The organism is Oceanobacillus sp. E9 (genome assembly GCF_001741975.1).
GTDB lineage: Bacteria > Bacillota > Bacilli > Bacillales > Amphibacillaceae > Oceanobacillus > Oceanobacillus kimchii.
Map to the genome: position 1 here is coordinate 337,691 of NZ_LSNA01000007.1, position 25,297 is coordinate 362,987.

The 25,297-nt window shown below is 34.2% G+C and carries 19 protein-coding genes; 16 read left to right on the forward strand and 3 right to left on the reverse strand.

Annotated elements, in window-relative coordinates; translation table 11 throughout:
• Positions 1 to 162: 162 nt before the first annotated feature.
• The 5 genes from AQ616_RS11275 to AQ616_RS11295 all read left to right on the forward strand — a co-directional run bounded on the left by AQ616_RS11275 (position 163) and on the right by AQ616_RS11295 (position 6,541).
• The gene (locus AQ616_RS11275) at positions 163 to 2,328 is read left to right on the forward strand and encodes a transglycosylase domain-containing protein (protein WP_069685811.1); all 2,166 of its coding nucleotides are present in this window, start codon (positions 163 to 165) and stop codon (positions 2,326 to 2,328) included.
• Between the two features lie 103 nt (positions 2,329 to 2,431).
• Complete coding sequence (hemE, locus tag AQ616_RS11280) at positions 2,432 to 3,469, forward strand: uroporphyrinogen decarboxylase (protein ID WP_017796299.1); 1,038 nt, start codon at positions 2,432 to 2,434, stop codon at positions 3,467 to 3,469.
• A 23-nt stretch (positions 3,470 to 3,492) separates the two neighbouring features.
• Positions 3,493 to 4,431: a ferrochelatase gene (gene hemH / locus AQ616_RS11285; RefSeq protein ID WP_069685812.1), complete on the forward strand. Its 939-nt coding sequence runs from the start codon at positions 3,493 to 3,495 to the stop codon at positions 4,429 to 4,431.
• Entirely contained in the window at positions 4,428 to 5,834 is a 1,407-nt protein-coding gene (hemY, locus tag AQ616_RS11290) for a protoporphyrinogen oxidase (RefSeq protein WP_069685813.1), read from the forward strand. The genes hemH and hemY overlap by 4 nt, the downstream gene beginning before the upstream one ends.
• Positions 5,835 to 5,992: 158 nt before the next feature.
• Positions 5,993 to 6,541: a GNAT family N-acetyltransferase gene (locus tag AQ616_RS11295; protein ID WP_017796302.1), complete on the forward strand. Its 549-nt coding sequence runs from the start codon at positions 5,993 to 5,995 to the stop codon at positions 6,539 to 6,541.
• Positions 6,542 to 6,623: 82 nt separating this feature from the next.
• Here the strand turns inward: AQ616_RS11295 and pepF are convergent, their stop codons facing one another.
• On the reverse strand, positions 6,624 to 8,441 hold the full coding sequence (gene pepF, locus AQ616_RS11300) for an oligoendopeptidase F (RefSeq protein WP_069685814.1): 1,818 nt from the start codon (positions 8,439 to 8,441) through the stop codon (positions 6,624 to 6,626).
• A gap of 159 nt (positions 8,442 to 8,600) precedes the next feature.
• On the reverse strand, positions 8,601 to 8,732 hold the full coding sequence (yhfH, locus tag AQ616_RS11305; RefSeq protein ID WP_017796304.1) for a protein YhfH: 132 nt from the start codon (positions 8,730 to 8,732) through the stop codon (positions 8,601 to 8,603).
• A 117-nt stretch (positions 8,733 to 8,849) separates the two neighbouring features.
• Here yhfH and AQ616_RS11310 point away from each other — a divergent pair, with 117 nt between their 5' ends.
• The 5 genes from AQ616_RS11310 to AQ616_RS11330 all read left to right on the forward strand — a co-directional run bounded on the left by AQ616_RS11310 (position 8,850) and on the right by AQ616_RS11330 (position 14,222).
• Positions 8,850 to 9,584, forward strand: coding sequence for an MBL fold metallo-hydrolase (locus AQ616_RS11310; RefSeq protein ID WP_017796305.1), 735 nt, complete (start codon positions 8,850 to 8,852; stop codon positions 9,582 to 9,584).
• An 87-nt stretch (positions 9,585 to 9,671) separates the two neighbouring features.
• The gene (gene lplA / locus AQ616_RS11315; RefSeq protein WP_069685815.1) at positions 9,672 to 10,667 is read left to right on the forward strand and encodes a lipoate--protein ligase; all 996 of its coding nucleotides are present in this window, start codon (positions 9,672 to 9,674) and stop codon (positions 10,665 to 10,667) included.
• Positions 10,668 to 10,889: 222 nt separating this feature from the next.
• Positions 10,890 to 11,831 (forward strand): aminoglycoside phosphotransferase family protein, encoded by a 942-nt coding sequence (locus AQ616_RS11320; RefSeq protein WP_069685816.1) that lies wholly within the window; start codon positions 10,890 to 10,892, stop codon positions 11,829 to 11,831.
• Between the two features lie 183 nt (positions 11,832 to 12,014).
• Positions 12,015 to 13,562 (forward strand): fatty acid--CoA ligase family protein, encoded by a 1,548-nt coding sequence (locus AQ616_RS11325; RefSeq protein WP_069685817.1) that lies wholly within the window; start codon positions 12,015 to 12,017, stop codon positions 13,560 to 13,562.
• 153 nt (positions 13,563 to 13,715) lie between these two features.
• Entirely contained in the window at positions 13,716 to 14,222 is a 507-nt protein-coding gene (locus AQ616_RS11330) for a competence protein ComK (RefSeq protein ID WP_069685818.1), read from the forward strand.
• On the opposite strand, the gene AQ616_RS11335 is transcribed toward AQ616_RS11330, so the two are convergent.
• Entirely contained in the window at positions 14,173 to 14,565 is a 393-nt protein-coding gene (locus tag AQ616_RS11335; RefSeq protein WP_069685819.1) for a YhjD family protein, read from the reverse strand. The two genes, AQ616_RS11330 and AQ616_RS11335, sit on opposite strands and share 50 nt — an antisense overlap.
• A gap of 184 nt (positions 14,566 to 14,749) precedes the next feature.
• On the opposite strand from AQ616_RS11335, the gene AQ616_RS11340 reads away from it, so the two are divergent.
• From AQ616_RS11340 to AQ616_RS11365, 6 genes are all read left to right on the forward strand, one after another.
• On the forward strand, positions 14,750 to 15,388 hold the full coding sequence (locus AQ616_RS11340; RefSeq protein ID WP_017796311.1) for a TVP38/TMEM64 family protein: 639 nt from the start codon (positions 14,750 to 14,752) through the stop codon (positions 15,386 to 15,388).
• A 72-nt stretch (positions 15,389 to 15,460) separates the two neighbouring features.
• Positions 15,461 to 16,003 (forward strand): signal peptidase I, encoded by a 543-nt coding sequence (gene lepB / locus AQ616_RS11345; protein WP_069685820.1) that lies wholly within the window; start codon positions 15,461 to 15,463, stop codon positions 16,001 to 16,003.
• Positions 16,004 to 16,094: 91 nt separating this feature from the next.
• Positions 16,095 to 19,595, forward strand: a complete 3,501-nt coding sequence (addB, locus tag AQ616_RS11350) for a helicase-exonuclease AddAB subunit AddB (protein WP_069685821.1) — start codon at positions 16,095 to 16,097, stop codon at positions 19,593 to 19,595.
• Positions 19,588 to 23,319 carry a helicase-exonuclease AddAB subunit AddA gene (gene addA, locus AQ616_RS11355; protein WP_069685822.1) on the forward strand — a complete coding sequence of 1,244 codons (3,732 nt, stop codon included), beginning with the start codon at positions 19,588 to 19,590 and terminating at the stop codon, positions 23,317 to 23,319. Before addB ends, addA begins: the two co-directional genes overlap by 8 nt.
• 13 nt (positions 23,320 to 23,332) lie before the next feature.
• Positions 23,333 to 24,502: a DUF418 domain-containing protein gene (locus AQ616_RS11360; protein WP_069685823.1), complete on the forward strand. Its 1,170-nt coding sequence runs from the start codon at positions 23,333 to 23,335 to the stop codon at positions 24,500 to 24,502.
• Between the two features lie 101 nt (positions 24,503 to 24,603).
• Complete coding sequence (locus AQ616_RS11365; RefSeq protein WP_017796316.1) at positions 24,604 to 24,981, forward strand: YisL family protein; 378 nt, start codon at positions 24,604 to 24,606, stop codon at positions 24,979 to 24,981.
• Positions 24,982 to 25,297 lie beyond the last annotated feature (316 nt).

Here is a 25,297-nt window from a genome sequence, read left to right on the forward strand (position 1 = left end):
GAAATTCCCCCTTATTCGTAGTATATTACATATTACCCTGTAAAATTCAATTTTACACATATTAATTAAAATGATTATTAATTAATAGAGACTATATTCTTTAATATTGACGAATGATGACGTATAATGTAAATGTACACAGCTAGAGGTGAAGTTATGAGAATGGAAAAACGTAAGCAAAATAAGTTAGCTTACAAGAAGAGAACTCAATGGTTTTTCATTGCAATTGCCTCTCTTTTTATATTACTACTTCTTGGGTATGGTGTCGTTTTATTAGGTGGAAAAATTATAGCAAATGATGAAGACTTGATTCTCGACTTGAAAACGACAATACGAACCGAAGAAGGAGATGTAATCGGAACGCTATATAAAGAAAATAGGGAATTTATAGATGTAGACAGTCTACCCGAACATGTAAAAGAAGCCTTTATAGCAATTGAAGATAGGCGTTTTTATGAACATCAAGGGATTGATCTTAAATCAATTACTAGAGCAGTTTATCGGGATATTATTGCGATGAGCAAAGTTGAAGGTGGAAGTACTATTACACAACAACTTGCTAAAAACTTATTTTTGAGTAATGACAAAACATGGTCGAGGAAAATAAAAGAGACGATGGCTGCCTTATACTTGGAAAGGGAATTATCGAAGGATGAAATTCTCGAACTATATGTGAATGAAGTTTACTTCGGTCAAGGTATTTATGGTATTCAAACCGCCTCAAAGTATTTCTTTTCCAAACCAGCTGATGAATTAACAGTAGCTGAAGGAGCAATGCTTGCTGGATTAATGAAAGGTCCAAATGGATATTCTCCTATTAATCATCCAGATCGTGCTCTAGAACGTAGGAATGTTGTTTTGCGATCGATGGAAGATGCAGGATTTATTAGTACTGAACAACGAGTCACGGAAGAAGAAAAAACATTAGGACTTGATGTGGAAGAACCGAAAGCTTCCAATCCATGGGTGGACAGTTATATTGATCTTGTAATGAAAGAGGCTTCAGAAAAACATCAACTTTCTTTAGAGGCACTACAAACGGGTGGGTATGATATTACCGTTTATATGGATCCTGAAATTCAGCAGATTGCATATTCGGAAATGCGAAACGATGCATATTTCCCTGGAAATACGGAAGGGGTTGAAGGAGCGTTTGTAATGTTAGATGCTAATAACGCTCGTATAGTTTCTGTAATTGGTGGAAGAGATTATCAAATTGGAGATTTAAATCGAACAGTAGTTGATCGTCAACCTGGTTCCACTTTTAAGCCTATAGCTGTATATGGACCTGCATTAATGCAGGAAGATGTATATACTCCTTTCACATTGATTCCAGATAAAAAATCAGAAGAATATAATGTTGTCAATGCAAATGGTGAGTATAAAGATGAAATTACAATTTACCAAGCCATTATGGAGTCGACCAATACTTCTGCTGTTTGGTTATTGGATGAAATTGGGATTGACTATTCAAAAGGATATTTGGAAAAACTAGGAATTACGTTCGAAGACGATGGTTTATCTATTGCATTAGGTGGACTTACCTATGGAGTCACTCCTTTAAAAATGGCACAGAGTTATCAGGCTTTTGCCTCCGGTGGTGATATAACTTCTGCAACGTCGATTTCTAGTATTGAAAATCGAAATGAAGAAGTGATATATGAATCAAAGATAGAAACTGAGAATGTATTTACAAGTCAAGTGGCTTGGAATATGACTGAGATGTTATCTGGAACGGTACAATCTGGGACGGCTTCATCCGGTGATTTCAATAAAGCACTCGCAGGAAAGACAGGTTCTACACAGCATACAACAGTGGATGGTGCCACGAAAGATGCTTGGTTTGTTGGTTATACTCCAGAATACGTAACTGCTATGTGGATGGGCTATGATACCACAGATAAAGATCATTATTTAACTGGTGGCAGTTCCTATCCTACATCATTAACAAAGAAGATTTTGACGGAAATTGATAGGCAGACAGAACGAGAAATGTCGAGTGATTTTGAAATACCAGAGAATGTTGAACCACTTCCAGAACCAATTGAATTACCGACAATATCCGATATTTCCGCAAACTATGAATTTGGAGGATTCTCGATAATTAGAGGGAATCTTAACTGGAATGGTTCAACTGATGAGCGGGTTGTTTATCGTATTTATCAAGAAACAGACGGTGAAGATAAACTTATCGATGAAGTTAAAGGAGTAACACAATATACAATTGATAATGTTTGGTTCGAAAACAATAAATATTATGTTGTTCCTTATGATCCGAACACAAGAATGGAAGGAATGAAGTCTGATTCTGTGACATTTAGTTGGTAAAAATGAGGCAAATTGATGACAAACAACTTCCTTCCCTATACACTCAAGTATTAAATAGCTATAGTAGACTATGGAGATATATGAATATAAAAGGATGAATGAAATGTCTATAATTAAAAACGATACAATTATTAAAGCTTATCAAGGGGAAGAAACAGACTATACTCCTGCTTGGTTTATGCGACAAGCTGGAAGGTCCCAACCAGAATATCGTGCTTTGAAAGAAAAATATTCGCTTTTTGAAATTACACATCAACCAGAATTATGTGCTTATGTTACTCGCTTACCAGTAGAAAATTATGGAACGGATGCTGCTATTCTATATAAAGACATTATGTCCCCATTACCTTATATAGGTGTGGATGTAGAAATTAAAAGTGGAATTGGTCCTGTAATTCATAATCCAATACGAAATCTACAAGACGTAGAAAAACTCGGAGAAATTAATCCAGTCTCGGATGTCTCTTACGTACTAGATACGATTCGGTTATTGACAGAAGAGCAGTTGGAAGTTCCTTTGATTGGTTTTAGTGGTGCACCTTTTACATTAGCGAGCTATATGATAGAAGGTGGTCCATCAAAAAACTATTCTAGGACAAAAGCATTGATGTATCGTGAGCCAGAAACTTGGTTTGCATTAATGGATAAGTTAAGTGACATGATTATTAGTTATGTAGATGCTCAAGTAGAGGCAGGAGCTAAAGCGATACAAATATTTGATTCTTGGGTTGGATCGTTAAATGCAGAGGATTATCGTTTATTTATTAAACCAGTAATGACGAGGATTTTTTCTGAGTTAAGACGACATGAAGTACCACTAATTACATTTGGAGTAGGTGCAAGGCATTTGCTTATGGAATGGAATGATTTGCCTGTGGATGTAATTGGCTTAGATTGGAGAACCTCTATTACTGAGGCACGTGAGATGGGAATAACCAAAGTTGTTCAAGGGAATTTGGATCCAGCTATTTTATTAGCAGATTGGCAAACAATTGAGCAGCGTACGAAGCAAATTTTAGATCAAGGTATGGATTCAGGTAAATATGTGTTCAATCTTGGTCACGGAGTCACTCCAGATATTGAACCAGCTACACTAAAAAAATTAACTGAGTTGGTTCATAACTATAGTAAAGAGAAGTAAATTATTAAAGAGGTGTATGTAAGATGGAAAAGAAAAAAGTTGGATTATTAGTAATGGCATATGGAACTCCATACAAAGAGGAGGATATTGAACCGTACTATACACATATCCGTCATGGTCGAAAACCAGATCCAGAAGCCTTACAAGATTTAAAAGAACGCTATGAAGCAATTGGTGGCATTTCACCATTAGCAAAAATTACAGAAGAACAAACGAAAGCATTGGAGAAGAAACTAAATGAGAATCAGGGTGAGTATGAATTTAAAGCATACATTGGATTAAAACATATCCATCCATTTATCGAGGATACTGTTGAAGAAATGGCAAAGGATGGAATAAAAGAAGCCATTTCACTTGTATTAGCTCCACATTATTCTACGTTTAGTGTGAAATCATATAATAAGCGTGCAAATGAAACGGCTGAAAAGTATGGTATTCAGTTAGACTCTGTAGAAGATTGGTATACGGAGCCTGGATTTATTAAATTCTGGGCAGATGGAATTAAAGCAAGTTATGCAGAAATGACAGATGATGAGCGAAATAATTCTGTATTAATTGTATCTGCGCATAGTCTTCCTGAAAAAATTCTTAAAGATGGTGATCCATATAAGGATCAATTAGAAGAAACTGCAAAATTGATCGCTGAAGAAGCGGATGTAAAAAATTATGCAGTAGGGTGGCAAAGTGAAGGTAACACACCAGATCCTTGGCTAGGTCCAGATGTGCAAGATTTAACAAGAGAATTGTATGAAAGCGAAGGATATAAAGCATTTATTTATACTCCAGTAGGATTCGTAGCGGATCATTTAGAAGTTCTTTATGATAATGATTATGAGTGTAAAGTCGTATGTGATGAAATTGGTGCAAACTATTATCGCCCAGAAATGCCAAATGTTCATCCTGAGTTCATTGAGACATTAACAAATGTTGTAATGAAAAAAGCAAAGAGTGAAGTGAAATGACCCCTAACAAGAAGGTTGTCATTGTTGGCGGCGGGATTACAGGATTATCCGCTGCCTACTATCTTCACAAAGAAAAACAAGAGCAAGAAATACCAATCGATATCACTTTAGTAGAAGCATCAGACCGAGTTGGTGGCAGAATTCATACAGTAAAACGTGATGGATTTACGATTGAAAAGGGACCAGATTCATTATTATCTCGAAAGCCTGCCGCAATGGAATTGGTAGAGTCATTGAACATTAAAGGTAAAGTTGTAAGAAATTCTACCGGACAGTCGTATATATTAGTAAAAAATAAATTACATAAAATGCCAAAAGGAGCTTACATGGGGGTTCCAAAAGAAATAAAACCTTTACTAAATTCAAAAGTGATAACGACGCGTGGAAAGTTACGAGCATTAATGGATTTGGTGATGCCGAAATCAAAAGACACTGAAGATCAGTCTTTAGGTAGTTTTATGCGACGTAGATTTGGAGATGAGCTAGTTGACAACCAAATCGATCCGTTATTATCAGGAATTCATTCCGGTGATATTGATCAAATGAGTTTAAAAGCAATTTATCCAATTTTTGAAAAGATGGAACAAGAGTATGGTAGTGTTATGAGAGGCTTGCAGCAAACCATGCCAGTTTCAAAAAAGAAAAAAACTTCTAAACAGCCATCTGTTGGCATGTTTTACTCATTTGAGGATGGTTTACAAACACTTGTGGAAGCATTAAGCAATCATTTAAATGATATTATTAAATGTAATCGAGCTGTAGATCATATTGAAAAAAAGGAAGATGGATATCACTTATTACTAAACAACGGAGAGGTTCTTTTCGCTGATGTGGTTATTATGACTGCCCCTCATACAAATGTTCCGGAGATGTTAAGTAAGCACGAGCCAATGAAACAGCTGAACAAAATACCTGCTACATCAACAGCTAATGTTATATTAGCATTTGATGCAAAACAAATTAAACGTGATTTAGATGGAACGGGATTTTTAGTAACAAGGAATAGTGATTATCGCATAACCGCATGCACATGGACACATCGGAAGTGGGCGAATACGACACCAGACGGAAAAGCTCTATTACGTTGCTATGTAGGTAAGCCAGACGATCAGAACATTGTAGATCTAACGGATGAGGAGATTACAGCCATTGTTTTAAAAGATTTAAATAAAGTTATGAAAATAAAGGGAGAACCTTTGTTTCATGAAGTTACAAGGTTCAAAAATGCTCGCCCACAATATCATGTAGGGCATCTTGAAATAGTTCATGAAGTCCGTCACTATGTAGATCATTATTTACCTGGATTCATTTTAACTGGAAGTTCTTATGATGGAACAGGTATTCCAGATTGTATTGAACATGGAAAATATAGTGCGCATCAAGCATCGAATCTAATCAAGTAATTGGAAGTAACTGGAAAATAAAACTGTTTAATCCGACTAACATTTTTAACTTTAGTTAGTATGCCCTTTTTTGATTAAATCGTTTTTGACCAGTGTCTTTTTATATGTAAAGGTAGGTTAGAACTAGTGTATTATGATGTAGTAAATGGGGGGATGAGTTGTTCTATTTAAAAATTAGTAAAAACATATGTTTATCTATCTTTGAAAGAAAACATGCAACTGATTTATACTTATTAATAGATAGAAACCGAGAGCATTTAAGTAAATGGTTGTCGTTTCCTGTGTACACAAATAAGATTGAGGATACGATAGCGTTTATTGATAAGTCACAGAAAAGATACATTGACAATAATGGTTTCTGGGCGGGAATTTGGTATAAACAACAATTAGTCGGTGCGATTGGGTATTTATATATTGATTGGAAAGCCAAAAAAACAGAGATAGGTTATTGGCTAGGGGAAGAATTTCAAGGCAAAGGTTGTATTACAATTGCTACACAACAATTGTTAAACTATGCTTTTAAAACGTTAAAGTTAAATAAAGTGGAAATTAACGTGGCTAAGAAGAATTTAAAAAGCTTACAAATACCAAAACGATTAGGCTTTGTAGAAGAAGGGATTATTCGTGATTATGAATATTTACAGGGCAGGTATCATGATCGAATAGTTCATGGGTTACTGCGAACAGAGTGGGTAAACCAAAAATAAGTATACTTCAAAAAAATCGATCTATTATTCCGTAAATATTTTTACGTTATGATAGATCGATTTTGATTAATTATTTATTTTTTTATTCATAGCTGTCAATAAGTTGGTCAATAAGTGATCCAACATAATCAACTGCAATTTGAATATTTTCAGGTTTTGACATATCAATCCCAGCATCTTTAATTAAGTCGAGAGGCTTTTTCGTACCACCAGATTTTAATACATTCAACCAACTTTCTACAGCTGGCTGACCATCTTCTTTAATCCGTTTTGCAACTGCTGTAGAAACCGTCAGACCCGCAGAATACGTATATGGATATAATCCCATATAGTAATGAGGCTGACGCATCCAGGTAAGACCAGCACCTTCATCAAATACTACGGTATCTCCCCAGAAATTTTCAAGTGATTCTTGTTTTTCTTTACATAGCCTATCCGCAGTTAATGGTACGCCTTCTTCTGCTAGTTGATAAACTCTTCGTTGGAATTCCCCTTCTAATAAATGGGTGATGAAGTTATGATAATAAGTTCCTAGTAGTTGCGTAATAATCCAACGTTTCATACGAGGATCATCCTGATGTTGATTCATTAAATGTTCTGCTAATAATAATTCATTTAATGTTGAAGGTGCTTCTACAAAATAAGTAGAAGGACGTGTATTCAACAATGTCTGATGTTTTCCTGCTAAATAGAAATGTCCTGCATGACCTAATTCATGCGCGAGAATAAATGTACTTCTCATATTATCGGACCAAGTCACCATAATATAAGGATGAGCCCCATATGGACTAGAACAGAATGCGCCATTCGCTTTTCCTACGTTTTCTGAACGATCAATCCATCGGTTATTTATTCCTTGTTTTATAATTTCAATGTACTCTGGCCCCATGACTTCTAGTGCTTCTAAAATCGTATCTGTTCCTTCTTTATACGTTGTTTTAGGGTTGAAGTCCGGATCTAGCGGTGCTTTTAAGTCACAATATCGTAATTCATCAACATCTAGTTTTTCTTTCAATAACTTCGCATAGCGCCGCATATGTGGAGCTAACCCTTTTTGAATCACATTAAGTTGATTTTCATACATTTTTTCGGATACATCCTGCGAGGAAAGTAGCATATCTGTAACTGAGTTATAATTTCTTAACTTAGCAGTTTTTACTTGTTTTGTGACTTCTGTTGCATAGGTAGTCGCATAAGTGTTCTTATATTGCTGAAAAGTTTTCTTAAATGATTCATAAGCATTTCTACGTGCGACTGTGTCTTCACTATATTCATAGTTCTCTTCGTATAATGCCTCTGACATCGGTATTTCTTCGCCATCTTTGTTAAAAATTGATTCAAATTGCATATCTGATGCTTTACTAATACTAAAAATATTTCTAGGTGCTTCGAATAATTCACCAAATACAGCTAGTGCTTCCTCCACTTCTGGAGAAAGTTTATGTGGTTTTTCTTCTAAAATATCATTTAACCATTTACGGTAATTTTCTAATTCTGGTTGTTCAGCGATATAGTCGTTAATGTCTTTATTAGTAAGATGAAGTATTTCGGACTCTATAAAAGCAAGTTTTGATTCAATATTAGCTAATGCAGAAGATGCTTTCGAGTAAGCACTTTGATTAACTGGATCAGTTCCATCTGCACTTGTTAATAACGAGGTATAAACAATGACATGAAAGACACGTTGTTGGTAGGCCTCGAGCTCATGAATTGCTTGTAATAGTGTTTGGGCATCTTTTGTTAATTTACCTTTGAAATTAGTAACCAAATCAATATCTTCTTGAATAGATTGAAGTTCTTTCTCCCAATCAGAAAACGTAGGGAATAAGTCGCTTAAATTCCATGTTTCTTCTTTAGGTACTTCTGTACGTAATAAACGCGAAGTGCTGGTTGTTGTCATGAATATCCCTCTTTCCATTAAATTATTTCGTAACTCAAAATAATTATAATATAAATAAAATAATAATAATAGATTTTAAACAGAAAAAAGGCAACTATAATATAATAGTTGCCGGGAAGAATTCCAATTACATTGCGAATAAAACATTTGGTATACTATTTACCGAGCAGGATGATCACATTCATCACAGATATTTCCGTAACAATCTGCTTTTTCAATGATCATATCCTGACCACACTGAACACATTTTTTCTTCGGTAGGTTTCTAAAGAATTCGACAATTCCAATCATAGTGAAGCCTCCTTAAATTGAATGTTCATTTCTTATAAAATATTGTATTATAACAGTATTCAAAAGTCAATGCTGTGTTACAACAAATTATAAAAATTTTTGAAAGGATGTAACAGAATGAAATTAACAGTTATTGGATGTTGGGGTGGATATCCCGCTGAAAATGGATCGACCTCGTCTTATTTACTTCAATCTGGAGATTTTCGTATGTTAATTGATTTAGGTAGTGGTGCCTTATCAAAACTACAAAATTATACTGATATAGAACAGATTGATGCTATTGTACTCTCCCATTATCATCATGATCATGTGGCTGATATTGGCGTTTTCCAATATGCAAAACTAATTAATTATTATGTAAATGGTAATGAAAATGTTGTACCTATATATGGTCATACAGAAGATGAAGAAGGATTTGCAAAATTAACTCATACGTATACAAAAGGAATAGAATACAATCCAGATAATAAGTTGATAATTGGTCCTTTTGAAATTGAATTTATTCAAACAAATCATCCAGTACCTTGTTATGGTATGCAAATAACAGATGGAAAAGAATCAATCGTATATACTGCCGATAGTGGTTTTATGAAAGAATGGACGAAATTTGCGGACAGATGTGACTTATTTATAACAGATTGTAACTACTATGCTGGACAAGATGGTTCCAAACCTGGACATATGAATAGCGAGCAAGTTGGAATGATAGCAAGAGATGCTAATGTAAACAAACTGCTTCTAAGTCATTTACCTCAGTTTGGAGATTTACAACAATTAAAAAAGGAAGCAGAAAGTTTTTATCAAGGACCAATAGAAATTGCAAGAGAAGGTTGGACATGGTCTGGGAATTAAGGTCTATTTCTTTTGATTACATGAAGAGATTGTTTTACAATAAAAGATAGCATATAAATAAATATGTGAATTATGGGAGGATGTACAATGAAATTTATTGATAATAAAGGCATTATTGATCCACGAATTAACTTAGCCATTGAAGAATACATCTTAGAAAACTTTGGTGAAAAAGATACATATCTTCTATTTTATGTGAATAGTCCGTCCATTATTATTGGACGTAATCAGAATACAATTGAAGAAATAAATACGGATTATGTAGATGAAAAAGGTATAAAGGTTGTTCGCCGCTTATCAGGTGGAGGAGCAGTATACCATGATGAACAAAATCTTAACTTTAGTTTTATTACAAAGGATGATGGCAATAGCTTTCAGAACTTCGCGAAGTTTACCCAGCCTGTTGTAGATGCGTTAAATAAAGTTGGTGTGCCAGCGGAATTACAAGGAAGAAATGATTTAGCAGCAGATGGACGTAAAATATCTGGTAATGCGATGTTCTCTACAAGAGGGCGTATGTTTAGTCACGGAACATTAATGTTAGATTCTGAACTAGAAGAATTAACAAAAGCATTAAAGGTGAAGAAAATTAAAATTGAATCAAAAGGTATTAAATCCATTCGTAGTCGTGTAGCTAATATTGCAGAATTCCTCGATGAAAAAATAACAATGGAGCAATTTAAAGAATTAATTTTAACTCATGTGTTTGACGTAGAAGATGTAAACGATGTACCACAATATGTATTAACAGATGAAGACTGGGAGAAAATCCATGAAATATCAGAAAGCCGTTATCAAAAATGGGAATGGAACTATGGGAAATCTCCTTCGTTTAATTACCAAGAATCACAAAAATTTCAAGGTGGGCTTGTTGATGTTCGCTTAGACGTTAAAAAAGGTATAATTGAAAACTGTAAGATATATGGTGACTTCTTTGGAATAGGTTTAATCAATGAATTAGAAGATCAATTAATTGGTATACGTCATAATCGACAAGCGATTGAAGAAGCTCTACATGATGTTGATGTGTCTTACTATCTAGGAAGGATTACAAAAGAAGAATTTATTTCTCTGCTTTATTAATAAAGACAACTTCTGTATGTTAATTTTAATAAATAAAATAGAAATCCGAGTTATATAACTGATACAAGGTTATGACTCGGTTTTTTTATCCAGCACTTCAAAGCTGTGAGGTTAAGTCGAGGATAGGTTGACGAATAACATACGTAGGGTAAAGGACAAAAGGCTCATTGAATGAAGTATCGCTTTATTAAAGATAAATTATGTTTAAGGAAGGAAATAGCTATGAAGTTTAATAAGATTTTAAATTTCCATTATGGTATAAATCCAATAAAAATAGATGCTATAAAAGGTGGATGGGCAGCATTAGCTTTCAAAATATCAGATGGTAATAATGTTTATTTTTTAAAAGTGTATGACAAGTCTAGACCTTCAACTTCAAAACTTATTGCTTTCATTAATCAATATGCTTCAATTTTGGTGTGGTTAGATAATCATACAAAATTGAAAGGAAAAACTCCTATACCAATATCTACGTTTGAAGGGGAATATAAATGTGAAGATGATAGTAATGTGTACTTACTTTATGCATATATTGATGGAGATACAGTTGGAAATAAAAACATGTCTGACAAGCAAATTAAAGAATTAGCTGAAATTATATCTACACTTCATTCTTATGGAAGTCATCAAATTCCATTTTCAACTAACTTGATGGTAGAGGACTTTGAATTACCATATTTAAATGACTTTGAAATAATTTTACAGAAAAAAATAGAAGAATTACCACAGATTATCAAAGAAACTATTACCAAGTATAGACAAACATTAGTTAATCGTATAGGAGATATTAAAAATTTATCAAATCAATTAAAGTCCAGTAATCTAGATTTTTCCCTTTGTCATACTGACATACACAATTGGAATTTAATGCAAACAGATAGACTCATATTAATTGATTGGGAAGGATTAAAGTTAGCACCAGTAGAAGCTGATATCATGTTTTTAATAGATAAGCCATATTTTGATAAATTCATAAGTATTTATCAAAAGACCCACAGAAGATATGTTATTAATGAAGATGCCATAAAATATTACCGTTGTCAGCGAAATTTAGAAGATATTTGGGAGTTTATAGAACAGTTGTTATATGAGGATGTAAATAACGAGAAACAAGTAGAGACATTAAATTATATAAATGAATTAGTGACAGAATTTGAGCTGTAATAGTTGTATAGAGATATATGAACGACTTTTACTAAAATGTTAGCGCTTTCTATTGAAAATTAAATTCGTATAATTTATAATTATTTTAAAATAACCAAAAAAAAAGAACTTACGATAGCGTAATTCTATTTTTTCACCCATAAATGAATGAATATTCATTCATAATAGGAAGGAGAGATAAGATTGAATATTACAGATAAGTTGGCACTAACTGCTAGGGAAAATCCAACAAAAACTGCATATATTTTTGCAGATAAGAAAACAACCTATGGTGAGTTAGAGGGCATGGTTCAAAAGTTTGCAGATGGTCTCCAAAAATTAGGATTCAGACAAGGCGATCATATCGCATTAGTATTAGGGAATAGTCCATATTACGTCATAGGATTGCATGGGGCATTGAGATTAGGATTAACTGTAATTCCAATGAATCCTTTATATACACCTAGTGAAATGGCTTATATGTTAAAAGATGGTGATGTAAAAGGAATTATTACAATGGATATTCTTATGGATAAATTTATTCCAATTGTTGATGATCTATCTACTCTAGAATATTTTGTTAATTGTGAAAGTGGAAAAGAAGTTCCAGGATCTATTAAAAAAGAACAATTATCAACAAGTATATTACGTTTTCAAGAAGTAATTGCTAATGGTCAATTGCCTTTCACTGGTCCAAAATTAGTTGAAGAAGATTTAGCTGTTATCTTGTATACCTCAGGTACAACCGGAAAACCAAAAGGGGCAATGCTTACGCATAAAAACCTATACTCTAACGCACAAGATGTCGCTAATTATTTACATATTAGTCAAGATGACCGGGTAATTGCTGCCTTGCCAATGTTTCATGTTTTTTGCTTGACTGTATCATTAAATGCACCGCTGTTAAATGGAGGGACAATCATTATTTTACCTCAGTTCTCGCCAACAGAAGTATTCCGTGTAGCTAGTGACTATCAAGCAACAGTATTTGCAGGCGTTCCAACGATGTATAATTATTTACTACAAAGTGCAAAAGATAATGTGGATAGTTTTTCCTCTTTACGTTTATGTATTTCTGGAGGTGCAGCTATGCCGGTATCTTTACTAGAATCATTTGAGCAAGCTTTTAATGTAAAGGTTTCTGAAGGCTATGGGTTATCTGAAGCTGCTCCTGTAACGTCTTTTAATCCTTTAGATCGTCCGAGAAAAGCAGGTTCAATCGGCCAAAATATTGTAAATGTTATAAATAAAGTGGTTGATGAAACGGGTAATGAATTACCACCAGGTGAAGTAGGTGAATTAGTAGTTCAAGGGCCAAATGTGATGAAAGGTTATTATAAAATGGTAGACGAAACAGCTGCAACAATACGTGATGGTTGGCTCTATACAGGAGATATGGCAAGAATGGATGAAGACGGATATTTTTATATTGTTGATCGTAAAAAAGATATGATTTTAGTTGGTGGTTATAATGTTTATCCTAGGGAAGTAGAAGAAGTCTTTTATTCTAATCCTTCTGTTGTGGAAGTTGCTGTCATTGGAGTTCCAGACCCTCAAACAGGTGAGGCAGTTATTGCGTATGTTGTTGTTGATAATCCGGATGTGAAAGAAATAGATTTAATTGAGTTTAGTAAACAACATTTAGCCAAATATAAAGTTCCTCAATCGATTTATTTTCTTGATGAGCTTCCGAAAAATACGACAGGGAAAATTTTACGAAAGAGTCTTAAAGAACAAGTTACAAATTCATAGTATGGTTCCTAACGAAGTTGAAATTGTCGTTTATTATCAACTTCGTTTCTTTTTTAACTATTTATTCAAAAAATTATGTAAAAATATATCATTTTAACTAATAATATGTTATATTAGGTATTAAGTCACACTAATTGGTAAAGGAGGTAAACAATGAAAAAGGAATTTTTAGAAATAACGCCATTTACGTTGGCGATTGTATCAGAGCAAGATGAAAATGGAAGGTACATTGCGAAAGTATTGGAAGAGGAAATGGAATATGTTTTGGAAGCGAAACCTACCAATGTCATTGATTATGCTTGCAAGTATTTTGGTGCTAGTTTGAAAGGACGTCAGGAGGGGACTAGAGAAATTAGCGGAATAACACATAAAGCACCAATTACAATTGATCCAGCAAGTGGAATGTATTTCTTTCCAACTAAGTCTCCTAGTAATGCGAACTGTTCTTGGATTGCACATAGTCATATTAAAGAAGTACGTAGAGGAGATGAAGGGACTACCAGTGTATTGTTTAAAAATGGCTCAAAAATTTCACTTGATATCTCCCATGGTTCTTTAATCAATCAACTACAACGTACTGCTCAAATAAGATTTCTTTTAGACGATCGAATTAAACGTTGGAGGAAGCCTCTTCGTTCTGAAGACGATAAAGACTCTTAAACATCAACTCCTTTAGCACTTTTTCAACTTTTTTACGAATAGCTGGGTTGAAATAACTTTTCTTTTCTTCTTTTCCTTGGCATATAAATAAAAAGTTTGAAAAAGAATCATCTTTTGTTAGTGGAATAACCGATAATTGATTTATTCTCATTCTGCGAATGATCTGTTTACGTTCTCGGACAGCTTCCCTCTCCATTTCTGATAACATCTGAAGATATATCTCCTTGATTTTATATGGTCCTTCATCATGATATTTTATATCTTGACGAATTATAATAATCGCCATGGATATAAATAAATACCTTGAAGCTATTTTAGTATTTTCCTCATTGATATAACGCATGCACTCACACCTCTTATACAGATCGTATGTTCGTATATTTTATTATATGTTATAGATGAAAAAATATCTACCAATTAGAGTGACGATTCATTATTGGAATTAATTAGCTTTTTCTTTTAAAATACAATCTAATACCATATAATAATTTTAAAAGAATGTTGTCTAATGATAGGAGCTTACGTGGATGTATGTCATGAGTGTTTCTCTATCGAATTGGAGAAGTTTTATTAGAGAAGAAGGTTGGGAAGAATTTATTTCCCAGCTCTTAAATCAGTATGAAGGACTAGGACCGTTACCAGGGATTTTATTACCGTTCCTAGAAGCTTTCTTACCTTTTTTACCGTTAATCGTATTTGTTCTTGGTAATGCTGCTGCTTATGGATTATTTCAAGGCTTTCTGTATTCATGGATTGGCGCAACTGTTGGAGCAGTTGTTGTATTTTTACTTATAAGAAAGCTCTCTAATACACGTTTACTACAAAAAATTAGAAAGAATAATCAAGTGAAAAAAATTACTCAATGGGTAGATAGACATGGATTTGGTCCGCTATTTATATTGCTGTGTTTCCCTTTTTCTCCTTCGTCCATAATTAATGTTGTGGCAGGATTGTCGAAGATTAACATATATCAATTTATATTAGCTGTCTGCTTAGGTAAAACGGTAATGATATTCTCCATTTCATATGTCGGCTCGAGTATAATGGAATTTGCTCAAAATCCAGTAAGAACAATAATTGTAGGTATAGGCATAGTGATTTTTTGGATGTTTGGTAAATACTTAGAAAAACGATTGCAAAAAAAATCAGCTAAAAATAATATGTGAATCACGAAAAGGGTTAAAAACTTCCTTCAAGGGTATTATGTATAATAATTACTCGATGAAGGATGAAACAACGTGAAAAAATTCAATATTCGAAGAGTATTGTTACTTTTACTTCTCTTGGTTGGGATTGCAGTTATTTTAAGAACAACTCTATTTGCCAATTATGTTGTAGATGGGAAGTCGATGGAACCTACACTATTTGACGGAAATTTATTGATGGTGAATAAATTTGTATATGAATTATCGGATGTAAATCGATTTGATGTTATTGTTTTTCGGGCTTCTAAAGAGGAAGACTATGTTAAACGTGTTATTGGAATACCTGGAGATAGGGTGGAGTATAAACATGATAAGCTTTATATTAATGGAGAATTTATTGAAGAAAGATTTTTAGAATCTTATAAGGAAGCAAGTTCGGTTGAAAAATTTACTAATGATTTTACGCTCCAACAAATTACTGGAGAAATTGAAGTTCCTAAGGGGAATTTATTTGTACTAGGAGACAATCGACAAGATAGCCTAGATAGTCGATCGTTCGGATTTATATCCAATGATCAAATTGTAGGAAAGGTTGATATAACGTATTGGCCATTGACAGAGAAAGTAAATAAATAATAAAAAGTTTTTCGATTAGGACCGAGCTTCTATCTTTGATAAAATAGATAGGAGCTCTATTTTAGTTATGGAAATTTAGGAGGGTTAATATATGGGAATGCGGTTCATACTAGGACGTTCTGGGACAAATAAAAGTGAGGTAATTTTAAAGGAAATAAAACAAAAAATTTCTACCAAACCCATAGGACCTTCTATATTTTACATTGTTCCAGATCAAATGACATTTCAACAAGAAGTTGCTCTATTTAGTGATTCTGAAACAAACGGTAGTATTCGAGCACAAGTTGTTAGTTTTTCACGCTTAGCCTGGAGAGTATTACAGGAAACCGGCGGAGGTACAAAACAGTTTATAAGCTCCGTGGGTATTCAAATGATGCTAAGGAAGATTATTGAAGAGAAGCAAGGGGACTGGAATGCTTTTCAAAAAGCTCTAAAAAAACAGGGATTTCTTGGTCAACTAGAGACGATGTTAACTGAATTAAAACGCTATGAAATAACACCAGATGATCTACGGATGCAACAATCTCATTTCACACAGTTTGTGCATCAGTCACCATCTGAGCAGGGTCTCACGCGTAAACTTAGTGATTTAATTTATATTTATGAAACGTTTATATATTCCTTACAGGGCACATATGTAGATAGTGAAGATCAACTACAGTTGTTAATTCAACAAATTAAACAATCTTCTATATTAAATAATGCGGATATTTACATAGATGGTTTTCATAGTTTCACACCTCAGGAACAATCAGTACTTACAGAGTTAATGAAAACGAGCAATTCTATCACAGTTGCTTTAACATTAGATGATCGGGAGAAAGAGGATACAACTGAGCTAGATTTATTTTACCAACCAAGCCAAACGTATCATGTATTGAAACAATTAGCATGGGATACAGGGATTCCGGTAGAAGATCCGATCATATTAGATTCTTTGAAAGGGAATTTTCAAAATCGACCTTACTTTGCTCATATGGAAAAATATTTTGATTCTAGACCAGCACCAGCGTATGAAGGCGAAGTCCCGATTGAAATATTTGAAGCTGTCCATCCACGCGCAGAAGTAGAAGGGGTAGCCCAGCAAGTACTGGAATTAATTAGAGATAAAGGATACCGCTATAGAGACATTGCATTGTTAATACGACAACCAGAAGTTTATCATAATTTAATTGAAACTATTTTCAATGATTATGAACTTCCTGTATTTATTGACGAGAAACGTCCAATGCTTCATCATCCATTAATCGAATTAATTCGTTCCATATTAGAGGTTGTACAAGGAAATTGGAGAAATGATGCCATTTTTCGGGTTTTAAAAACAGGACTTATACCAGCTACAGATGAAGAATTTCCTCTAACTATGGACAGTATCGATCAATTAGAGAATTATGTTATTGAGTTTGGGATTCGATCTAGACATCAGTGGATTGGTGAAAAAATATGGAAATACCAGCGTTTTCGAGGATTTGATAGTTCTGCTCAGACAGATAGAGAAAGAGAATTACAAGAAAGTATGAATCGATATCGAGATCAAGTTATATCTGCTATTGCAACAGTTGATGAACAATTAAGGGCAGCAACCACTGTTAAAGATCTTTGTATAGCCGTGTATCAGTGGTTAGAAGAACTGAAAATTCCTGATCAACTAGAAGTAACCAGAAATTATTATGATGATCAAGGGTTACCTGAAAAAGGTAGGGAACAAGAACAAGTATGGGACGCTGTTATTCAACTATTAGATGAAATGGTAGAAATTGCAGGTGAAGAGAAGATGGACTTATCTGTTTTCCAAGTTGCTTTGGATGCAGGTATTGAAACGCTGCAATTTTCCCACGTACCCCCGAGTATGGATCATATTATTGTAGGGACAATCGATCGATCCCGAATGAGTAATATTCGTTGTGCTTTTCTATTAGGAGTAAATGAGGGTGTTTGGCCAATGAAACCAACATCTGATGGAATGATTGATGAAGCAGAGCGTTTATTACTTGAACAAAATGGATTGAAGTTAGCTGATACAAGTGAACGCCAATTATTAGATGATTGGTTTTATATGTACTTAGCTTTTACTGTTGCGAAAGACAGACTGAAAATTAGTTATTTACTAAGTGATGAAGAAGGGAAAGCAAAAATGCCTTCTCAATTGATTCATCGAATAGAAGAGCTATTCCCTGCAACCAAAAATCATATATTATTACAGGATCCAGAAGATGAATCGAATACAAGAAGGTTTGTATCCACTGAGTTGAAATCAAGGTCAGCATTAACCGCACAGTTAGCGAAGTTTCGAAAAGGATATCCGATTGATCCAATTTGGTGGGAAGTATATCAATGGTATGTAGAACATCATCCAAAAGGTGGAACAACACATCGAGTATTACAAGGACTCTACTATGAAAATAAACCTGAATCACTACAACGAGATACAGTTGAACAACTATATCCGAAGCGTATTCAAGCGAGTGTAAGTAGAATAGAAACATATTACAGATGCTCTTATCAACATTTTGCTAAATATAGCTTGAATTTAGAGGAGAGAAGGACGTACAAATTAGATGCTCCAGATATTGGACAACTGTTTCATGAGGCACTTAAGAAAATAACAGAATGGATTCATGCTGAGGGAAATGATTTTGCTACATTGACAAAAAGTCAATCGTCTAAATATGCAAACCGTGCTGTAACTGAGTTATCTCCTGTGCTCCAACATCAAATATTGCATAGTTCCAATCGCTATGCGTATATTCAGAAGAAACTAGAAGAAGTCATTGCTCGAGCAGCATTTGTATTAGGTGAGCAAGCAAGATTAAGCCATTTTTCTCCAGTTGGATTGGAATTAGGATTTGGTGATGGCAATAATCAAATTCCTTCACTATCTATGCAATTAGAGAATGGTTATGAACTTGTATTACGAGGGAGAATTGATCGGGTAGACAAAGCCGAACTCGAAAACAATTTATATTTACGGATTATTGATTATAAATCAAGCTCTAAAGGATTGGACTTAACGGAAGTATACTACGGTATTGCATTACAAATGCTCGCTTACTTAGATGTTGTATTAACTCATTCGGAGAAATGGTTAGGCCAACAGGCAGACCCAGCTGGAGTATTATATTTCCATGTTCACAATCCAATGATCTCTGCTAAAGGTAGTATGACAGAAGCTGATATTGAAGAAGAATTATTTAAACAATATAAAATGCAAGGCTTACTTTTATCCAATGAAGAGATAGTGAAGATGATGGATTCATCGTTAGAAACAGGTTCCAGTCAAATTATCCCGGCAGCATTAAAGAAAAATGGAGGATTCTATAGTTACTCTAAGATTGCAGATCAATCCACTTTTGAGACATTGCAAAAACACATTCATCAGTTGTTGAAATCGGCTGGAATCGATTTAACCAATGGTTATGTTGATGTAAATCCTTATCAACATAAGCAACAGAAGGCATGCACCTATTGTCCATTTCATTCTGTGTGCCAATTTGATCCAGTATTAGAAGAAAATGATTATCGTAAGTTTGCGGATATAAAAGAGAATGATTTACTGCAATTGTTTGAGAGAGAGGGTGAAAATAATGGTTAATTGGACTAAAGAACAAGAAGAAGCAATATATACAAGTGGTTCGGATATACTAGTTGCTGCTGCAGCTGGATCTGGTAAGACAGCTGTATTGGTAGAACGAATTATACAAAAATTGTTAGCAGAGCATAATCCTACAAATATCGATTCATTATTAGTAGTTACCTTTACCAACGCTGCAGCTCAAGAAATGAGAAACCGAGTTGGAGCAGCTTTAGAACAAGCCTTGGCTGCAAACCCAAGCTCTATTCACTTGAAAAAGCAGTTGTCTTTACTGCAACGAGCATCTATTTCGACGCTTCATTCTTTCTGTCTGGATATTGTAAAGAAGAATGCATATATACTTGATATTGACCCTTCATTTAGAATTGCAGATGATATGGAAATGGATTTATTGAAACAAGAAGTGCTCGATGATTTATTAGAGGGGTGGTATGGAGATTCTAATCCAAATCAAGACGGTTTCTTTGAGGTTGTCAATCGATTTACTAGTGATCGTTCTGATCTAGAGATGGAAGAATTAATTCGAAGTTTGCATACATTTGCAATGCAAAGTCCATGGCCAAACCAATGGTTAGATAGGCTTGTACAAACTTATAATATACCAGAAGAATGGAAAGATGAAGAGTTACCATGGATGAATGTATTAAGAGAAGAAGTGTCACGACAATTGGATGCCGTTAGTCAAGAAATTGATATCGCTTATTCCATAACCCAAGAAGCAGATGGACCTTATCATTATGCTAAAACAATTGAAGAGGAGAAGGCTATCATCCAAGATGCATTGAAAAATATTGAATCCTGGAAGTATCTTCAACAATCTATGTTACAAGTAAAATTCGGTAAATTGTCCGGGAAAAAAATAGACTGTGATGAAGAGAAGAAAACAAAAGTAAAAAAATTACGTGATAGTTATAAGAAGCGATTCCAAAAAATGCAAGAAGTATGGTTTGCTAGAAATTTAGATGCACATGTAAATGATATGAGAGAGCTTGCACCGGTGATTAAGCATCTTGTCGAATTAGTAAAACATTTTCAGGATTCCTTTGCAAAAGTCAAGAAAGAAAAAGCAGTTGTTGATTTTTCAGATTTAGAACATTATTGTTTACAAATATTAATCGATGAATCATCAACCGAGGCCAAAGTGATTCCTTCAACTGTTGCGATGCAGTTACAGATGCAATTCACAGAAATACTTGTTGATGAATATCAAGATACAAATATGGTACAAGAAACAATACTACAATTAATTAGTGATCGTCAGGATAAAGGGAATATGTTTATGGTTGGCGATGTGAAACAAAGCATCTATCGTTTCCGTCATGCAGAACCATCATTATTTATAGATAAGTACAAACGTTTTTCTAAATCGGATGATCCATCGATTCGAATAGATTTAGCGAGAAATTTTCGTAGTAGAGAAAATGTACTCTTAGGTGCTAATTATATCTTTCGTCAATTATTTGATGAAGATCTTGGAGAAATTAGCTATGATGATGCAGCTGAACTTATATACGGAAATAAAATGTATGACGACTATCCATTAGAAGCAAAACCTGAACTACTACTTATTGATAGCAATAGTGAAGAGATGGAACAATCCAACAATGAAGAGGCGGTAGAAGATTTAGAGAAAGCTCAAATTGAAGCCCGTGCTTATGCAAAACAGATTAAAAATTGGATAGGTACATCTGAAGATGAATCGCCAATGCAAGTAGTAGATAAAGCAACAGGGAAACAAAGGGATTTACAATATAAGGATATCGTTATATTAATGCGATCCATGACATGGGCATCAACAATTGTTGATGAGTTGCAACAGCAGGGAATACCAACATATGCAGATATATCCACGGGTTACTTTGAAGCGATTGAAATCAAAGTAATGTTAAGTTTTCTAAAAGTTATAGATAACCCAAGACAAGATATTCCATTAGCTTCTATACTTCGTTCACCAATTATTGGGCTAGAAGAAGATCAACTTGCTTCCATTCGGCTAGCAGATCGAAAAGCAAGTTTTTATGAAGCTGTTCAACGCTATATGCAAAATGAAGAAGAGAATAATGACACTGTGAAGTCATTAACTCGTTTTATGGAAATGTTAAACGATTTTCGTCAGTCTGCCCGACAAGGTTCATTATCAGAATTAATTTGGGATATTTACCGGAAGACCGGTTATTATGATTTTGTTGGTGCTATTCCGGGTGGAAAACAACGCCAAGCCAACTTACGAGCTTTATATGATCGAGCTCGAGGTTACGAAGCAACATCTTTCCGTGGTTTATATCGCTTTTTACGGTTCATAGAACGAATGGAAGAAAGAGGGAAGGACTTAGGAGCTGCTCGTGCCTTAAGTGAGCAGGAAGATGTTGTACGGATTATGACCATTCATAAAAGTAAAGGATTGGAATTTCCAATAGTTATTCTCGGAGGAATGAATAAGGAATTTAATCAACGGGATTTGTCAGAGAAATATCTTCTTCATAAAGATTTAGGATTTGCCAGTAAATACATTGATCCTGTTAAACGAATTCAATATCCTACCTTGTATTATCATGCCGTTAGACAAGCTAAATTTCGTGATTTGTTATCTGAAGAAATACGTGTATTATATGTTGCATTAACACGTGCAAAAGAAAAACTATTGATGGTAGGAACGGTTCCTTCTCTAGACAAAAAACTTGAAAAATGGCAAAGGATTGCTGATCATCCAAGTTGGGTGTTACCAGCATATTTTCGTATGGAATCGAAAACGTATCTTGACTGGGTAGGACCTGCATTATTAAGGCATGTTGGATCTGAAAAACTTCGGACTGAAAATATAGGAAATCAAGTATTGGAATCAATTAATCAGGATCCATCGGATTGGCAAATTACAACAAATCATGCATTAGATTATATTGACATGAAAGAGTCTTCTGTGGATGACGAGGACAATTTGAAAGAAAAAGTATTTAATTGGGAAAGTTTAGATACGGAACAAGAAAATTTAAAGGACGATGTAGAAGGTCGTTTGTCATATGAATATGCTTATAAACAAGCAACAGTATTTCGTGCGAAACAATCAGTGACTGAATTAAAAAGGCAACAAGAGGTAAAGGATGACTATAGTGATCAACAAATTTTACCTCCATCGCAAGGGCCAATCGGAAAAAGACCTAATTTCTTACAAAAGAAAATGAAACTATCTCCAGCTGAAAAAGGTACAGCATTGCATACAGTTATGCAACATTTACCAATGACACAAGTATTGTCAGAAATGGAGATAGAAGAAAACATAGAGAAAATGGTGCAAGAGGAAAAGCTAACTCGAATGGAAGCGGATAGTGTTAATATTCGAGCAATTGAGCGTTTCTATCACACAGAAATTGCGTCAAAGATTATGGATGGAAATGATATGCATAGGGAAGTTCCATTTAGTATCATGCTTCCAGCAAATGAAGTCTATGCTAACTGGAAAGATCAATCGAATGAAAAAGTACTTATACAGGGAGTAATCGATTGTTTACTTCCAACAGATACAGGCTGGATTATCTTAGACTACAAAACGGACTTTATTGAAGATAATCCTACTCCTCAGAAAGTACAGGAATTAACACATCGTTATCAAACACAAATGACGTTATATCGACAAGCGATTGAGCAAATTTGGAAACAGCCTGTAGAGCAAACTTACCTTTACTTCTTTTCACAACAGTTATTGATAGAAGTACCGTACAGAGATTGATAGGAGGAGCGCCATGTCTACTTATCCAATTAAAGATAGTCAACGTTTAAATTGGATTGATGCAGCACGAGGTTTTGCTATATTTGGCATCTTTATTGTTAATATTGGTGCCTTCTCTGCCCCATATTTCTTATATGGTGGAGATACAGAGGTTTGGACCTCAAAAATGGATACGTTGATTTTATTTATCATTGACGTGTTTTTCCAAGCGAGTTTTTATACGTTATTTTCAATTCTTTTTGGTTTTGGTATACAGCTTCAAAAAGATCGGCTAGTAGAAAAAGGAATTTCCGTTAATCGGTTTTTTATTCGACGATTAGCTTTCTTAACAATCATAGGTCTAATTCATGCAATAGGAATATGGCACGGGGATATTTTATTTACTTATGGTGTGGTTGGGTTTTTATTGTTAATCTACTTTAATGTAAAAGACCGAACCATAAAGGTGAATATCATTAGTCTATTGGGAGTATTTGTTGGGTTATTCACGCTATTGATGTATCAGGTTAGAGATTATTTAGATACACCAAATCAGGGATTTATTATACAAGCTATTAACAACTATTCTAGTGCCTCATTTTCTCGAATTTGGGAACAAAATCTACATGATTGGCAATTATCAAATGGTGGGATAAATATTCTTTTCTTAGCAGGTGTCATACTTCCGATGTTTCTTATCGGTATGTATGCTGCTCGAAAAAAATGGTTCCATCAACCAGAGAAATATCAACAAAAATTAACAATGATTTGGATTAGTTCTTTCATCGGTTTTATTATATTAAAGTTAGGTCCATACCTATTTGGTAATCCTTCTTGGTTTTCATATGTACAAGACAATATTGGTGGCGCTGCTTCTGCAATATTTTATGTAACCAGTATTACGCTGTTATGGAAGCAAGGATGGTTTCGCCAGTTAATGGTTCCGTTACAAGCAGTAGGGAAAATGGCAATGACCAATTACTTATGTCAGTCTATTATAAGTTTTTGGCTCTTTTATGGTGTTGGGTTTGGTTTATACGGCAAAGTAGATCCTCTGATACAATTGATTCTTGTATTAGTTATATTTATTTTACAGATGATAGGTAGTATGTGGTGGATGAAAAACTTCCGTTTTGGGCCTTTTGAATGGTTATGGCGTACACTTACTTATGGAAAAAGACAACCATTCCGACGAGAAACTTGACGATTTATTGAAAAGAAGGGTTGTTCCATGTATTATTTTTCCATAAATGGTATGATACCCTTAGAACAAATAGGTTCGATTATTAAAAGGAGGAAGTTTTTATGACACATATGCATATTACATCATGGGCATTAGGGCTAATTTTGTTTATTATTGCACTTGTTATGTACAAAAAGGGAAACCAAAAACCAGCAAAAATTATTCATATGATTTTACGACTTATGTTTATTCTCATCATTATAACAGGTGGAATATTAACATGGGATTACATTCAAGGTCCTTTTGGTATGCCTATCCTTGGTGAAGTTATTGTTAAAGCACTGGCCGGATTATGGATAGTAGCGATGATGGAAATGATTCTTACTGGAAAAGCAAAAGGAAAACCAACTACAGCGAAGTGGGTGCAATTTTGGATAGCATTAGTTCTAGTAATTGTATTAGGTTTCTTCCGCTTACCAATGGGCTTTCTATTTATTTAATTTAGAATAATATTCATAAAAAACCAACGGAGAAGTAACCGTTGGTTTTTTGTATAAGTCAATCTCATAATTGCTAAGTTTTATTAAAAAACGAATAATTAGTGGGAAAATTAAATCTTAATGTTCGGATTATAGAAAAACTTGATTTTGATTGTAGTTGAAGCCGTGCCTGCTAAAAGCATCCGGCTGCAATGGAAATCAAACAGCACAACTTTTGGATTTTATATCTAATATCTTAATTATGAAATTGTTCCTTATAGAAAAAATTTGAAGTCTTTTCAACAAATGTCAACGTGTAGTTGACTATTTTTTTTAT